16 protein-coding genes are annotated in these 15,545 nt (G+C 51.1%); all 16 read right to left on the bottom strand.

The genetic code is table 11. The features are described from left to right. Positions 1 to 96: 96 nt before the first annotated feature. The 16 genes from mfd to BJQ97_RS00215 all read right to left on the bottom strand — a co-directional run bounded on the left by mfd (position 97) and on the right by BJQ97_RS00215 (position 15,469). Positions 97 to 3,630 (bottom strand): transcription-repair coupling factor, encoded by a 3,534-nt coding sequence (mfd, locus tag BJQ97_RS00290; protein WP_160155111.1) that lies wholly within the window; start codon positions 3,628 to 3,630, stop codon positions 97 to 99. Between the two features lie 89 nt (positions 3,631 to 3,719). Next, the gene (gene fin / locus BJQ97_RS00285) at positions 3,720 to 3,950 is read right to left on the bottom strand and encodes an anti-sigma-F factor Fin (protein WP_011229562.1); all 231 of its coding nucleotides are present in this window, start codon (positions 3,948 to 3,950) and stop codon (positions 3,720 to 3,722) included. Between the two features lie 111 nt (positions 3,951 to 4,061). Beyond that, entirely contained in the window at positions 4,062 to 4,622 is a 561-nt protein-coding gene (pth, locus tag BJQ97_RS00280; RefSeq protein WP_160155110.1) for an aminoacyl-tRNA hydrolase, read from the bottom strand. A gap of 60 nt (positions 4,623 to 4,682) precedes the next feature. After that, positions 4,683 to 5,315, bottom strand: a complete 633-nt coding sequence (locus BJQ97_RS00275; RefSeq protein ID WP_160155109.1) for a 50S ribosomal protein L25/general stress protein Ctc — start codon at positions 5,313 to 5,315, stop codon at positions 4,683 to 4,685. Positions 5,316 to 5,392: 77 nt separating this feature from the next. After that, entirely contained in the window at positions 5,393 to 6,340 is a 948-nt protein-coding gene (locus tag BJQ97_RS00270; RefSeq protein WP_044732963.1) for a ribose-phosphate diphosphokinase, read from the bottom strand. 12 nt (positions 6,341 to 6,352) lie between these two features. Next, the gene (glmU, locus tag BJQ97_RS00265) at positions 6,353 to 7,732 is read right to left on the bottom strand and encodes a bifunctional UDP-N-acetylglucosamine diphosphorylase/glucosamine-1-phosphate N-acetyltransferase GlmU (RefSeq protein WP_160155108.1); all 1,380 of its coding nucleotides are present in this window, start codon (positions 7,730 to 7,732) and stop codon (positions 6,353 to 6,355) included. 130 nt (positions 7,733 to 7,862) lie between these two features. Then, on the bottom strand, positions 7,863 to 8,153 hold the full coding sequence (spoVG, locus tag BJQ97_RS00260) for a septation regulator SpoVG (RefSeq protein ID WP_160157504.1): 291 nt from the start codon (positions 8,151 to 8,153) through the stop codon (positions 7,863 to 7,865). A 126-nt stretch (positions 8,154 to 8,279) separates the two neighbouring features. Beyond that, on the bottom strand, positions 8,280 to 8,654 hold the full coding sequence (locus tag BJQ97_RS00255; RefSeq protein WP_011229557.1) for a RidA family protein: 375 nt from the start codon (positions 8,652 to 8,654) through the stop codon (positions 8,280 to 8,282). Between the two features lie 29 nt (positions 8,655 to 8,683). Next, positions 8,684 to 9,511: a pur operon repressor gene (purR, locus tag BJQ97_RS00250; RefSeq protein ID WP_160155107.1), complete on the bottom strand. Its 828-nt coding sequence runs from the start codon at positions 9,509 to 9,511 to the stop codon at positions 8,684 to 8,686. 55 nt (positions 9,512 to 9,566) lie between these two features. Continuing rightward, positions 9,567 to 10,439 (bottom strand): 4-(cytidine 5'-diphospho)-2-C-methyl-D-erythritol kinase, encoded by an 873-nt coding sequence (ispE, locus tag BJQ97_RS00245; protein WP_160155106.1) that lies wholly within the window; start codon positions 10,437 to 10,439, stop codon positions 9,567 to 9,569. Positions 10,440 to 10,657: 218 nt separating this feature from the next. Continuing rightward, the gene (locus tag BJQ97_RS00240; protein ID WP_122983906.1) at positions 10,658 to 10,837 is read right to left on the bottom strand and encodes a small, acid-soluble spore protein, alpha/beta type; all 180 of its coding nucleotides are present in this window, start codon (positions 10,835 to 10,837) and stop codon (positions 10,658 to 10,660) included. Positions 10,838 to 11,089: 252 nt separating this feature from the next. Next, positions 11,090 to 11,347, bottom strand: a complete 258-nt coding sequence (veg, locus tag BJQ97_RS00235; protein WP_160155105.1) for a biofilm formation stimulator Veg — start codon at positions 11,345 to 11,347, stop codon at positions 11,090 to 11,092. 181 nt (positions 11,348 to 11,528) lie between these two features. Next, positions 11,529 to 12,428 (bottom strand): sporulation peptidase YabG, encoded by a 900-nt coding sequence (gene yabG, locus BJQ97_RS00230; RefSeq protein ID WP_160155104.1) that lies wholly within the window; start codon positions 12,426 to 12,428, stop codon positions 11,529 to 11,531. Positions 12,429 to 12,568: 140 nt separating this feature from the next. After that, a complete protein-coding gene (rsmA, locus tag BJQ97_RS00225; protein ID WP_160155103.1) occupies positions 12,569 to 13,450 on the bottom strand; it encodes a 16S rRNA (adenine(1518)-N(6)/adenine(1519)-N(6))-dimethyltransferase RsmA in 882 nt (293 codons plus the stop codon). Further along, positions 13,443 to 14,006, bottom strand: a complete 564-nt coding sequence (gene rnmV, locus BJQ97_RS00220; protein WP_160155102.1) for a ribonuclease M5 — start codon at positions 14,004 to 14,006, stop codon at positions 13,443 to 13,445. The genes rsmA and rnmV overlap by 8 nt, the downstream gene beginning before the upstream one ends. A 257-nt stretch (positions 14,007 to 14,263) precedes the next feature. Continuing rightward, on the bottom strand, positions 14,264 to 15,469 hold the full coding sequence (locus BJQ97_RS00215) for a G5 and 3D domain-containing protein (RefSeq protein WP_160155101.1): 1,206 nt from the start codon (positions 15,467 to 15,469) through the stop codon (positions 14,264 to 14,266). Positions 15,470 to 15,545: the final 76 nt, after the last annotated feature.

The following is a 15,545-nucleotide window of genomic DNA, read 5'->3' as shown; positions in this document are numbered from 1 at the left end:
GGGGAATTCACCATTGTTGTGATTAGTATCCTTCACAATCCACGTTCTATACGTGATGAAAGTGATCTTGGCCATTTTGATAAAACTTTTTCTTGATTATGCCGTCACCGACTTCTCTTTTTCCATCCCGGACAGCCGCCGCAGCGTCTCCTCTAAAATCATCAGCCACTCATGCGGCTTCATTTCCTTGATATAGAGCACAATTTTCAGCTTCGCTCCGTCCATGCCAAACCCGAATAAGCGGCCATGCCGGTGTCCGATGTCAGATAGACGCTGGATTTCCACCGTTTTCGATGCCTGTTCAGTAAACAAGATGTCAATTTGCTGCTTATGTTGCTTCATCGATTCGACGCCAAGCTGCTTGGCCAACACCTTCAACTCAGCAATTTGGAACAAATACGCAACTTCATCTGGATAATCGCCGAAGCGGTCGACCATTTCCTCACGCAGCGCCTCAACGTCTTCGAGCGTCTCCACTGCCTTAAATCGCTTGTACATCTCGATCTTTTGCAACTCGTCTGCAATGTATGTGCCCGGAATATAGGCGTCGACTTCGACATCGATGACGATATCCGGCTGCTCATCTTCTCGCTTGATGCCGCGCCGTCTCTCGATCGCTTCTTTCAACATTTGCGAATACAAATCGAATCCGACCGAGTCGATAAAGCCGTGCTGTTCGGCGCCGAGAATGTTGCCTGCTCCGCGGATCGACAAATCGCGCATGGCAATTTTAAAACCAGAGCCGAGCTCGGTAAACTCTTTAATGGCTTGCAACCGCCTTTCTGCCGCTTCATTGAGCACTTTGTCTTTCCGATAGGTGAAATACGCATAAGCGACGCGGTTGGAGCGGCCGACGCGCCCGCGCAGCTGATACAGCTGCGACAATCCCATCCGGTCGGCGTCATAGACGATAAGCGTGTTGACATTCGGAATATCGATGCCCGTTTCAATGATCGTCGTTGTCACCAGCACATCGTATTGCCCTTCCAAAAACGCCAAAATCGTCGATTCGAGCTCCGTTTCCGACATGCGGCCATGCACGTAAGTGACGCGCGCTTCCGGGACAAGCTGTGCGATTTCTTCCGCTTTCAAATCGATGTCTTCAATATGGTTGTAAAGGAAAAACACCTGCCCGTCGCGGGCGAGCTCACGTTCAATCGCCTCTTTGACAAGTTCGGGCGTATATTCCATGACATACGTTTGCACCGGGAATCGGTTTTCAGGCGGCGTCTCAATGATCGACAAATCGCGCACGCCGATCATCGACATATGCAACGTACGCGGAATCGGCGTCGCCGTTAAGGTGAGCACGTCGATGTTCGCCTTCAGCTGCTTGATTTTTTCTTTATGCGCCACGCCAAACCGCTGCTCCTCGTCGATAATAAGCAAGCCTAAATCTTTAAACTTCACGTCTTTCGACAGCAGCCGATGCGTTCCGATAACCATATCGATCGTCCCATCTTTTAGCCCTTTGATGATCTCGGCTTGTTGCTTTTTCGTCCGGAAACGGTTCAACAGTCCGACGTTGATTGGGAACCCTTGAAACCGTTCGCGCACCGTTTCGTAATGCTGTTGGGCTAAAATCGTGGTCGGCACAAGAAAGGCCACCTGTTTGCCGTCCATAATGGCTTTAAACGCCGCCCGCAACGCCACTTCCGTCTTTCCGTAGCCGACGTCGCCGCAAAGAAGGCGATCCATCGGTTTGTCACTCTCCATATCACGCTTAATTTCCTCAATCGACCGAAGCTGATCTTCTGTCTCTTGATATGGAAACGCCGCTTCAAATTCGCGCTGCATCTCGGTGTCCGGCGAAAACGCATATCCTTTGCTTGCCTCACGCTCGGCGTACAGCTTGATTAAATCTTCGGCAATATCCTGAACGGATGATTCCACTTTCTTTTTGACCTTTTTCCATTCCGAACCACCGAGTTTGTAAATTTTTGGCTCTTTCCCTTCCGAACCGACGTATTTTTGCACTTGATCAATTTGATCGACCGGAACATACAGCGTATCGCCGCCTTGGTACTGGATATGAATATAGTCTTTATGCACTCCGTTGATTTCTAACGTCTCGATGCCTAAATATTTCCCGATGCCATGGTTCACATGGACGACGTAGTCGCCGACTTGCAATTCGGCGTAGCTTTTGATCCGCTCGGCGTTGGACAGCTTTTGCCGGCGCACCGGGCGTTTGACCCGTTTTTTGAACAGCTCTTCTTCTGTGATGACGGCAACTTTTTGCAACGGCAATTCAAACCCGGTATTTAAATCTCCTTCAAAGAGCTGGCATTTGCCATGCAGCAAAGCCGCATCGCGCGCGAGCGGCAGTGCGTCAATCTCATAATCTTGAAGCAATGATTGCAGCTTTTTCACCCGCTCTGCATTCGGGGCCAAAAAAACGACCGCATAGTTTGCTTTTTTCCACCGCTCGACTTCGGATTGAAGAAGCGCCATTTGCCCATGGAAGTTTTGCATTTGTTTGCACGTAATATTGACGACGTTTTGTGGGTGGGCATACGGAACATGGCGCAAAAACAACGATAAGTATACCCGCTGGAACCGATGTTTTTGCAATAATTCAGAAAACGAATGCGAAAGAGGAACGCCATGAATCATTTTCCCGCCGTCAAGCAAACTCGTATACCATTCCGCCTCTTCGCGGTCCAACCGTTCTGCCGCCTCTTGCAGCCGGCTCATTTCATCCATGAGCAACACGCCGTCTTCTGGCAGGTAATCTAGCAAACTGGCAACCTTTTCATAAAAAAGGGACATATATTTATATTGTTGCTCGATTTCCTGCCCCTCGCGCAATTGCTCAAGCTCAGCGTGAATATGCTCATACATCCGCTGTTTGGCGGCCTCATCTTTCATCGTCTCCAAGCTCGACGCAAGCCCCGCTTCAATCCGCTCGATTCCTCGGCACCGCGTCTGTTCATCGAGAATGATTTCATCGGCCGGCCCGATCATGATGCGCTCGATTTGCCCTTGCGAACGTTGGTCGTCAGGGGTGAACGTCCGAATCGATTCAATTTCCGTATCAAACAGCTCGATGCGGTACGGAAGCTCAGCAGTCAATGGATAAATGTCGATGATGCCGCCGCGGACGCTGAACTCTCCGGGGGCGGAAACGGTGCCGACCCGTTTGTACCCCATTTGCACAAACTTCTGTTTATAACGTTCTACATCGAACTCTTGTCCAACGGAGAAGGAGAACAAATACTGCTTCCAAAGCGACGGCGGCGGCAGCAAACGCCGCAAGCCAGCGACCGGGCAGACGACGACTCCTTTTCCGCCTTGCGCCCAGTGGTTCATAATCTCTAGGCGCTGTGCCTTCAGCTCCGGGCTGGCGACCGCCATCTCAGCGGCGATCACTTCGTTCACTGAGTAAAGGAACACGTCTTCCGGCCCGAGCAATGAAACAAGATCGTCATACATTTTTTGCGCCTGAAACAAATTGTGAGAGACGACTAACAGCGGCCGGCCTGTCTCCTTGTAAAGCATGGAAATAAAAACAGACCGGGCCGATCCGGACAGCCCGGCAACAAGCTGTTCCTTCAAACGGACATGGAGCCCTTCGATGATCGTACGGACATCTTGGTTTTCAGCTAAATAGCGATGCAACGAAAGCACCCCTATTCTCCCTCCTCTCAACGCCGGTTTCTTTCCGTTTCACTATTCTTTCGCAAACGCAAAAACGCTTTGGTCGCCCAAAGCCGCCCTTAATGGATGAATTTTTCGTATTGATGCCATTCCGGGTTTCGTGCCAGCGCCTCTTGACAGTCTTCGCAAATCGTCTTCACATGAATGTCGCCGTTCGGTTCATACGAAATCATCTCGAGCCGTTCCTCTTCCGTTAAGTGGTGGAATCCCAGTTTCTCGCTGTATATCGGCATTTGCTCAATCGTTCCGACTTTTGCACCGCAATGGCGGCAATAGTAATGTAGCGCCATTCAAGCCAACCTCCTCACTGGACACTGGGCTGTTCCGTCCACAGGGCAGGCGAAGCCGACGCTTCGGCTGTCTCCCGTACTCACATTGTGCACCAGTTCAGAGGAAAATATTCACTCGTTAAAATCATTCATCACTTGAATAAATGGCGCCTTCACCGCCTGTTCACACGCATCGGCAGCCCGCAGCACCGCTTTGTCCACCGCCGGTTTCTCCTCTTCCGTAAAGCGGCCAAGCACGTAGTCCGCGACCGGCTGACCGCCGGTCGGCCGGCCGATGCCGATGCGGATGCGCTTAAACTGCTCGGTGCCAAGGTGGTGAATGAGCGATTTGACGCCGTTATGGCCGCCGGAACTCCCTTTTAAGCGAAGGCGGATTTTCCCTGGCGGGAGATCGAGGTCATCGTAAATGACGATGACATCATCGATGGCAATGTCGTAGTAATCCATCAGTGGGCGAACACATTCTCCTGATAAATTCATATATGTCAACGGCTTGCATAATGCTACTTTTTCACCAGAAACGGACGCCGTTCCGAACAAGCCGCGAAATTTAGCGGTTTTCAACGATACATTCCAGCGCTTCGCCAGCTCGTCGATGACGAAAAAGCCAACATTGTGCCTTGTCTGCTCATACTCCTTGCCCGGATTGCCGAGCCCGACAAACAGCTTCAATCCTCGCGCTCCTCTCTTTGCATGATACTACAAAAGACGTAACCGAAACGGTTACGTCTGTCACTCTTCTGGGGTCGTTTCTCTTCCTTCCGCAGCGTCAGGCTGCCCTGCCTCTTGCTGTTCGCCGCTATCGATTTCTTCCTCTTGTTGCGGCGGCAAGATCGTGGCGATCACCTCGGAAGGTTCATGATTGATTTCAAATTTGCCGTCCGTTTTCACATCGCCAACGGTGACGGTATCGCCCACTTGCAGGCCGGAAATGTCCACTTCAATCACTGGCGGGATGTTCGCCGGCAAGACGCGGATGGACAGCTCATGCAAGTTTTGCTGCAACACGCCGCCGTCTTTCACGCCAGGCGCTTCGCCCACCAAGCGGACTTCCACATCAATATCGACTTCTGTCGACATGTCAACCGCTTGAAAATCAGCGTGAAGAAGATGACCGCGCAACGGGTCGCGCTGCAGTTCGCGCAACAGCACCGAATATTCCTCACCGCCGACTTTCAGCGTCATCAAGCTTGTGCGCCCGCCTTCACGAAGCGCTTTCTCCAGCTCTGCGGTGCTGACAAAAATCATTTTGTTTTCAACTTTTTTGCCGTACAAAATGGCTGGAATGCCGCCTTTTGAACGAATGAGGTGCAATGTCGAACGTTTTTTGTCTGTGCGTTCCTTCGCTTCCAACACAATCGCCATGTTTCTTCACCTTCCTGAATTAGAATCTATTGACTACTTTATCCTAAAACAAGAAGGGCTAAACATGTTTTCTTGCGTCAGTCGAACAGGACGCTGACAGACTTCATTTCATACACACGGTTGATTGCCTCGGCAATGAGCGGCGCCACCGACAGCTCTACAATTTTATCAATTTTTTTCTCTTCTGGCAAGGCAATTGAATTGGTGACGACTAGTTCCTTAATTCTCGAATTTTGAATGCGCTCGATCGCCGGGCCGGACAACACCGGATGGGTGCAACACGCATACACTTCCTTCGCTCCATTTTCGGCGAGAGCGTTGGCCGCGAGCGTAATCGTGCCAGCCGTATCGATAATGTCGTCAATCAAAATGGCTGTTTTCCCCGCCACTTGTCCGACAATGTTCATCACTTCGGCGACGTTCGGCTTCGGCCGGCGCTTATCGATAATGGCAATCGGCGCTTTCAAACGGTCAGCGAGCTTGCGCGCCCTTGTGACACCACCATGGTCCGGAGAGACAACGACAATATCTTCCAATTGTTTGCTTTTGAAATAATCCGCCAAAATGGGCACACCCATCAAATGATCGATCGGAATATCAAAAAATCCTTGAATTTGGGGGGCATGCAAATCAAGCGTGATGACGCGCGACGCTCCAGCCGTTTCAAGCAAGTTGGCCACGAGCTTCGCCGTAATCGGTTCGCGCGAACGCGCTTTCCGATCTTGACGGGCATAGCCGTAATACGGCATCACGATATTGATCGTGCGGGCCGAGGCACGCTTTAACGCGTCAATCATAATAAGCAACTCCATCAAATGCTCATTGACCGGCACGCTCGTCGATTGGATGACGAACACATCGTCGCCGCGGATACTTTCTTCAATGTTGATTTGAATTTCCCCGTCGCTGAAACGGGAAACGGAACATTTGCCGAGCTCGATTCCCATGACTTCCGCAATTTCCTTCGCCAACTTCATGTTCGAGTTCAGAGCGAACAACTTTAATTGATGCTGACAGTCAGACATGATAGACCTCCACTAAGATTTTTTCTTGCCCGGCAGGCGATCGGCATAATTTTCTTTATTGACTTGCCGGGCGCGGGCGATGGCGAGCGCGCGGCCGGGAACGTCATCTGTAATCGTCGATCCGGCGGCGACGTAAGCGCCCTGTCCTACCGTAACCGGGGCGATCAAATTGACGTTGCAACCGATAAACGCCCCGTCCTCAATTTTGGTCATATATTTGTGCACGCCGTCATAGTTGACGGTAATCGATCCGCAGCCAAGGTTCACATCGGCTCCGACTTGCGCGTCGCCGATATAGCTTAAATGCGACGCCTTGCTTCCTTTGCCGAACGTCGATTTTTTCACCTCGACGAAATTGCCGATTCGCACCTCATCGTCGATTTTTGACAGCGGTCGAATATGGGCGAATGGGCCGATCGTCACATCCGAACCAATCTCGCTGTCATGGGCGACCGAATGGCGAATCAATGTGCGATGGCCGATATAGCAATTTTTAATTTCCGAATTCGGTCCGATGACGCAGTCTTCACCGATCACCGTCTCGCCTTCAATCACCGTGCCGGGGTAAATGACCGTGTCACGTCCGATCGCCGCCTCGGCAGAAATATACGTGGAAGCCGGATCAATGATCGTAACTCCGTTTTTCATATGCTGACGGCAAATGCGGGCACGCATGATCCGCTCCGCTTCGGCGAGGGCGATGCGGTCGTTTACGCCGATCGTTTCCTCAAACGACGGCGCCTGATAGGCGGATACAACGCCGCCATCCGCTTTGATAATTTCAATCACATCCGTTAAATAATATTCGCCTTGAGCGTTGTGATTCGTCACCTTTGTAAGCGCTTGAAACAATGTTTCATTGTCAAAACAGTACGTTCCTGTGTTAATCTCGCGAATGTTCCGCTCTTGCTCGCTCGCATCTTTATGTTCGACAATTTTCTCGACATGGCCAGCCTCGTTGCGGACAATGCGGCCATACCCGGCCGGATCATCAGCGATGGCCGTCAATACGGTCGCCTTCGCCTGGACGGTCATATGATGCCTAATGAGTTCTTTCATCGTTTCAGCGGTGATGAGCGGCGTATCCCCACAGACGACAATCGTCACTCCTTCAAGGCCGCGCAAATGCGAAGCCGCCTGCATTACTGCATGCGCCGTCCCGAGTTGCTCCTCCTGGAAGGCGTAGTCGCACTGAGCACCGAGCTGATCTTTCACCTGCTCAGCGCCAAATCCCACTACCACAACGGTTTTTTCCACCCCAAGCTTCGCCACTTGGTCGATGACGTGCTGAACCATTGGCTTGCCGCAAACAGGATGAAGCACTTTATACCATTTGGACTTCATCCTCGTTCCTTGTCCGGCCGCCAAAATGACCGCATATCGTTTCATCATGAAAGGCCTCCAGTTACCCTTTTATCCATAATTGAATATATATGAATCAACGGCACTTTTCAAGGAAACAATGCGGCTGGCAAAAAAATAGAGAGCTTGGTGAATTTCACCTAAGCTCCCCTTCATATGTTTACGAAGCGCCAGCTTCTTCAAGTTCTTCTTCCAACTTCCCGAGGCGGTGATATTCAGCGAGGATCGCCTCCTGGATTTTCCCGCGCGTGGCCGAATTGATCGGATGAGCGATATCACGGAATTCCCCATCTGGCGTGCGCTTGCTCGGCATCGCGACGAACAGCCCATTGTTTCCGTCGATGACGCGGATGTCATGGACGACGAACTCGTTGTCCAACGTAATGGAGGCGATCGCTTTCATCCGTCCTTCGGTATGGACGCGGCGCAATCTTACGTCTGTCACTTCCATTTTGCTCACCACCTTTTCCCCTATATGAGACTCGATGTAATGAATTCCACGCTCTCGAGCTATTTCCTTCTTTTTTTCGAAAAATTTTTTATAAATTTTTATGTAGGGGAAAAGTCGGACTAACCATTACGGAACGAGGGCAACGACTTCAATTTCGACAAGGACATCTTTCGGCAGCCGGGCTACTTCCACGCACGAGCGCGCCGGCTTATGGTTCGGGAAGTATTGGCTGTACACCTCATTCATGGCAGCGAAATCATCCATATTTTTCAGAAATACGGTCGTTTTCACCACCGTATCGAGTGAAGCGCCGGCCGCTTCCAATACGGCTTTCAAGTTTTGGAACACTTGATGTGTCTGCGCTTGAATGTCGCCTTTCACCAATTCCCCTTCTGGAGTGAGCGGGATTTGCCCCGAGCTGTAAAACATGTTGTTGACGATGATTCCTTGCGAATATGGGCCGATCGCTTGCGGCGCCTTCGTTGTCTCTACCTTTCTCATGAGCCAGTCTCCTTTCTTGATTTTTTATGTCAAGCAGTGAATAACGTTTTGTAATTGCCTTCTTTGACAGCGATCCGCTTTTCTTTGACGTCTACCTCGGACAGTTTGACGAGTGAAATGTATTCATCGACCAACCGTTCTTTCGCCTCCTCCGACTCGACGAGCACGCCAATGCCGGAGACATTGCCGTTAAACTCCTGCAGCAAACTGATCATGCCATTGACTGTGCCCCCCGCCTTCATAAAATCGTCGACGATGAGCACATTGGCTCCTTCCGCTAAGCTGCGCTTCGATAGGACCATCGTTTGGATGCGTTTGGACGAGCCGGATACGTAATTGATGCTCACCATCGGTCCTTCTGTCGCTTTATTGTCATGGCGAACGATGACAACGGGCACATACAAAAAGTTGGCGATGGCATACGCGAACGGAATCCCATTGGTGGCGATCGTCATGACGACATCCACCGGACGGTCGGCAAACATCGACGCATAAAGGCGGCCGATTTTGTTCATAATACGGGGATCGCCAAGTATGTCGGTCATATACAAATATCCGCCGGGAAGAAGCCGATCCGGACGCGACAGTTGTTCACACAAATACGCAACCACTTCTTCCGCTTCCTCGGCTGCCATTTTTGGAATGTATTGCACGCCGCCGGCAGCGCCGGGCAGCGTCCGAACGGTTCCGATTCCTTGTTGCTCGAACGTCTGCTTAATGATGGCCAAATCTTCGCTGATCGACGATTTGGCCGATTCGTAACGCTCCGCAAAAAATGTCAGCGGAATGAGCTGATGTGGCCGTTCAAGAAGGTAATGCGTCATATCCACTAAACGGCCGCTTCGCCTTAGCTTCATAGCCGACCTCCTGAAACCGAATATTATAAATATATTTTAACAAAAATGTACGTGTTTAATCAAGAGAATGCCGTTCCCCTAACAATCTCACCGCAAACACTTGGTTACAAAAGCCGCGCAACCCGTTATACACCCGTTGCATTCTGGAATCGTGCTCGATCAGACCGAACACGGTCGGCCCGCTGCCGCTCATCAACACCGCATCAGCGCCAAACCGTTTCATTTGTTCTTTAATATGCGCGACTTCCGGATATTTTTTCAACGTCACTTCCTCAAGAACATTGCCGACCAACCGGCAGATCGCCGCATAATCTTGCCGCTCGATCGCTCTTACCATCGCATCGACGTCCGGATGGCTGACACGCTCAAGCTCCAAGTTTCGGTACACTTCCGCCGTCGATACACCAATCGGGGGCTTGGCCAGCACAACCCAGCACGGCGGCGGTGAAGCGATCGGAGTGATGATTTCCCCGCGCCCCGTCGCCAAGGCGGTTCCGCCGTAGACGCAAAAAGCGACATCCGAGCCGATTTTCGCCCCCAGCTCTGCCAGTTCATCCATCGTTAATCCAAGCTGCCAAAGCTTGTTTAACCCTCGCAGCGTCGCCGCCGCATCGCTGCTTCCTCCCGCCAATCCGGCGGCCACCGGAATATGCTTCGTAATCGAAATGGCCACCCCTTGGCGGATCGAAAACGTCTCTTTAAGAAGTTTCGCCGCCTGATACGCCAAGTTGCGGCAATCATCCGGCACAAAGCGGTTTTGCGAAACGATGCGGATCGCATCTTCCCCCGGCAACGCGACAAGCTCAATGCGATCGGCCAAATCGATCGTCGTCATCACCATTTTCACTTCATGGTAACCATCCGGGCGCTTATAAAGAACGTCGAGTGACAAGTTGATTTTCGCCGGCGCTTTTATCGACAACCTCACTCATCCTCACCTACTTCCACGCGCGATCATGAATAAGCGGATCGGCATCCATCGGCTGCTTTCCCTCTCCGCCGTCTTTGCCCCGTCTCATCCGCCTTTCTTTCGTCAACCCATTTTATCATATTACCATGTTCTGGCGACGACGCCAAACAATATATGTATACAAAAAGGGCGCCCCGTTCGGGACACCCTCGCCGCAACACGCCCCGTTGCCGGCGCTATTCCGTTGTTCCGGCCAGTTGCCGTTCCGCCCGTTCAATCGCCAATCTAACCATGTTTCCTGCGTCTTTCGCGCGGATGGCGCCCCATCCCTCACGTTGCACGACATCATAAAAGCCCAACTCTTTTGCCAGCTCTTCTTTCAAGCGTTGCGACATAACCCCGCGGCGTCGACCCAATGTCAGCAACCCCTTTCCATGTTCATTGGCGCTATGGCATGAAACGTTTGGCAACCCGCCGGCGCATCAACAAGCCGGCTTTGCCTTTGACCGGGCAAAAGGCGGCTGCGGCAGTTTTAGTATGAAATAAAGAGGGCGGTTTTATCATAGTTCCGAAAGAAAAACTCCCGCTTCAAGCAAAGCGAAGTGGGAGTAGTTCACGTCACCTAATTTATGACAAAACCAAAAGCAAAAAGCAGCAAACAAATCTGTCTACTGCCCCCCTGCTTGCTCATCATCCCAAAACGTCAACTTTACCGTCTCTGTCAATACGTCGGCGTAGCTGAACGATACGCGTTCAAACGAATTCTCTTTTTGATCCAGCTCAATGACAAATACGGATGGATATGTTTCCGCCAAAACACCACAACGCTCAATCATTTTTCTGCGTCCGCCGTTGGCCCGCAGCGTCAACCGTTTCCCGATATTGGAATCCAGCGTTTTTTTAATATCGGATAAAGTCTTTGGCATTCATCATCCACCTCACTATTTTTAATTATAACAAAGATGACATCTAAAGTCAAAAAATAAAAATTATATCAGGGCATTTTTATTTCTGTCAATGTATATTTTTCTACAATATCCTTGTTTTTATGTGTGATGTGGAACTTTTTTGTAAAAAAATGCGGCGGACGTATAGAAAAAACCGCCATCAACTGCGGCGGTCTTCCTCTCGATCCTCAATGAGGCGAAACGGCATCCCGGTGCGGAGCACGCCTTTCGTTTCCACCCCACCAAGCCCCTTTTCCCCGGTTAACGTGTTGCGCAGCACATCCCATACGTCGACTGTTTCGGTGAACGGGGTGAAGCTGAGACGCGAAACAATATAGACAGGGTCCAGAGCATGAATGTTCACCCGCGCTGGCGAGCTGGCAAAATTCGCCCCCGCGCGAATGAGCGACTCAAAGTGCGACTGGCAGGCGCCGGCGAAAATGATCAGTTGGTCCAAATGGGGCACTTTTTTGCGCGCCTCTTTCACCGTTTGCACAAAATGGCGCGAATGGCGGTACGCTTTTAACTCATGCACCTTTCCTTTTGACTTCGAATACGAATCATGCCCGGTGATGACTAAAATATTAGGGCGAAACTGCTCGATCCAATAACCAACTTTTTCAGGCATTTCGCTTTCCTCGCAGTAAATGCCGTGCACGGGCACGCCGATCCGCTCATACAAATCCATACATTTGCGCAAATATAACGGGTCGCCATCCAAATGGAGGACGCGCCCCGGAATTTGAAAAAAATCTTTCTCCACCCGGTATCCGCCGGTCGCCCGATATTCAACTTTTTGCTTGATCGCCTGATAATCTTGGCGAAAAAGCCGATACGATTGTTCGATCAGCTCGATTTCCTTCTTTTTCCGTTCCTGTTGTTCCTGCTCACCGATGACGACTAAATCGCTGCACGGAGCATCCGCGACGAGGCGCACATCTTCACCATACAAAATCGCTTCCCACTCGCCGTTTTTTTCTTTCATATCAATCACTCGGAACAATAAATCACATTGATAAGACTTGCGGGCGACAATATCGCCGATTTTAATGACGTCCATCACCGCTCACTCCATTGCATAATCGTTGTCATCTATACGATATGCACGTGCGGACAATAGGTGATAGACGCCTGTTTGAACGGCTTTGGTTGACGAAAGGACCATTGCCTCCCCACAGAAGCGCTTTCTTTACAACTCCTTCATTTGCCGAAAAGCGGTGCCAACTCGTTGCTTAATGAAGCAAACTCAGCGATGTCAAGCGTCTCTCCGCGGCGGCGGGGATCAATGCCCAAAGCAACGAGCACTCGTTCAATTTGCTCTTTGTTCTCTTTTCCTCCCGGCAAATTGTTTGTTAAGTTGTTGAACAGCGTTTTGCGGCGCTGAGCGAAGCTTGCCCGCACCACTTGGAAAAACACGACCTCATCGTCGACAACAACAGGCGGATGCTGCCGCTTTACAAGCCGGATGACAGCAGAATCAACGTTCGGCTTCGGCATAAAGACGGTGCGCGGCACCGTCATGACGACTTCCGCTTCGGTATAATACTGCACAGCGATCGTCAGCGAGCCGTAATCTTTCGTCCCCGGCTTAGCGGCAAGACGGTCGGCGACTTCTTTTTGCAGCATGACGACCATGCCGCGGATGGGCAGCCGATCGGTCAGCAGCTTCATAATGATCGGTGTCGTCACATAATAAGGTAAGTTGGCGACGACCATCCGGTCGCTTACATCAGCTAATTCCTCGGCAATGACGTCATGCAAATCGGCCTTTAATACATCTTGATGAAAGATGCGCACATTGTCATAAGGAGACAGCGTGTCGGCCAAAATCGGCAACAGTCGGCCGTCGATTTCGAAAGCAACGACTTTTTTCGCCCGCCGCGCCAATTGTTCAGTCAACGCTCCGATGCCCGGTCCGATTTCAATCACTCCTGTATCAGGGGAGATGTCGGCGACATCCACGATTTTCCGCAAAATATTCGCATCGATTAAAAAATTTTGCCCAAGGCTCTTTTTAAACGAAAAGCCATATCGCTCCAAAATTTCTTTCGTCCGCCCCGGTGTAGCAATATCTTTATACATCGTCCGCCTCCTCCTGCATCACGTGCGCTAACGCCTCATAAAAAGCATCACGGGAAATGCGGAACACTTGCAGCCGCTTATGAAACTGCCGACCGTTCGCATAGCCGATTTTCAGCTCCTCGCCGAGACGCTGCCGCCGCCGGCGCGCCATCGCGCCGCCAATCAACCCAGCCTCGATCAGTTCAGCAAACGTAATTTCTTCCTTCCAATCCGACGCCTCTTCATACACGTTGGCGAGCGCCTGACGGATTTCGGCAGGGGACGCGTGCTCAACACCAATGCCTTTGCCATTTTTCGCTTTGGCCGCCTCACGCGGCAAAAAGGCATGCTTGCACCCCGGCACCTGTTCGGCAATCGTGCGGCGAATTTTTTCGCCAGGAAAATCGGGATCGGTAAAAATGATCACGCCGCGGCGCTCTTTCGCCAGCTTGATCCGCTCAATGACATCCGCGCCCACTGCTGCTCCGTTTGTCTCGATTGTATCGGCATCGACGGCGCGCCGGATCGCCGCCGTATCATCTTTTCCTTCCACAACGATCACTTCTTTGATCTTCATCCTCCCAATTGCAGAAACAATGGAATCGTTCCTTTTTCCTATTTCTGCAAAGCCTCCTTTCCGGTAAAATCAAAAGTAAGGCGAATCATCGCCGAAAGCCGCTTCATTCCCTTATTATTTTTTGAATTTGGCTGAAACTTTTTTCCGTTTGCATCGTCTAATTTATCAGAAACAGCGCGCATTGTTGCGGCACAATGCCATTATAGCGAAAAAAAGCAGAGGGAAAAAACCCTCCGCTTCGTTCTCCCATCGCATCTCTATGGCAACACCCGTATTTTCACGCGCTTTCTGCCCCAACGAAACGCATCCGACCGTTCCGGGAAAAATACATCAATTTTATATCCGCGGATACCTGAACCGGTGTCAGCGGCAATGGCATATCCGTATCCTTCCACATACACTTTCGACCCAAGGGGGATGATGGACGGGTCGACGGCAATCACTTTAGCGAAAGGATTTTTGCGCAAGTTAATGCCTGTGCTTGTTATGCCTGAACAGCCTGCACAATAGGCGGTGTAGGCGGTGGCGGTGACGTAAAATTCCTTCGCGGCATGGTCCGAGCCGCGCGAGGACGGGCGGTCGGGCGCGGCAGCCGAGCGCACCGTTTTCGTGCCGATGGCGACAATGCGCGCCTTGCTTTCTTTCAGCGTTTTGGCAGCGACTAGTTTGCGTGCCGTTTCTTTGCCGTTTTCCAATGTCACCTCATATGTTTTTTGAACCGCCCCTTTTTCTCCAGGCTGAATGACGCGCCGCTCTCCTTTCGGCAATGAGTCGTCCCGTTTTGTCACCACAGCAAAGTCGACGGGTTCTTCCACTACATCGGTGACTTTTTTTACTCGGATCACGCAAATGGTCATCTGTTCTTTGACCGTTTCGTGCAAGGAGGGCTCTATCCGATCAAGTCGACCTAGCTGAATCCCTTGCTGCTTCAAAAAGTCAGCGACCGTAGTCGAAGTTGTCCATACCTGCTGTTGTTTACCGCCGACATTGACGTGGACTGGAAACGCCTTTTCAACGCCGATGTCCATGCCTTTTTGAATTTTCGCCGAAAGCGCCGGCGCCACTTTGTCATACGGCCCGACTGCCACGTGCTGCGAACGGAGCAACTCCGCGACTGTATCGGCTGTCGTCCATATCTTTTTCTTTTTTCCATTGACCGTCAGCGTCACTTCTTTGCTCGCTTCCCAAACGATATGGAGATCGTCGGTGATCGGTGAATGGAGAGACGGATAAACATAATCTTCTTTGCGCGGTTGAATGTTTTGCTCCGCAAGCAGTTCTTTCACCGTTTTCGCATGAGTGCGAATTTCTTGTTTGTTTCCGTTTTTGATCAGCGTCACATCGTCTTTGGCCATCTCATATCCAGCAACCCCTGTCGTCGCGGAGATGGCGAGAAACCCACCCGCTGTGACGGTCACGTTTTTCCTCCATAAGTCCAGCCATTTCCTCCCATTCGGCAACATCAGAAGAAACGCCTCCTTTTCCTCCGGAATTCCCCTCTCCCTTTAACATGTACGCACGAGCATACTCTATTATGCA

Source organism: Geobacillus sp. TFV-3 (assembly GCF_009901865.1).
Taxonomy (GTDB): Bacteria; Bacillota; Bacilli; order Bacillales; family Anoxybacillaceae; genus Geobacillus; species Geobacillus thermoleovorans_A.
This window is presented reverse-complemented; position numbering and strand designations above follow the sequence as displayed.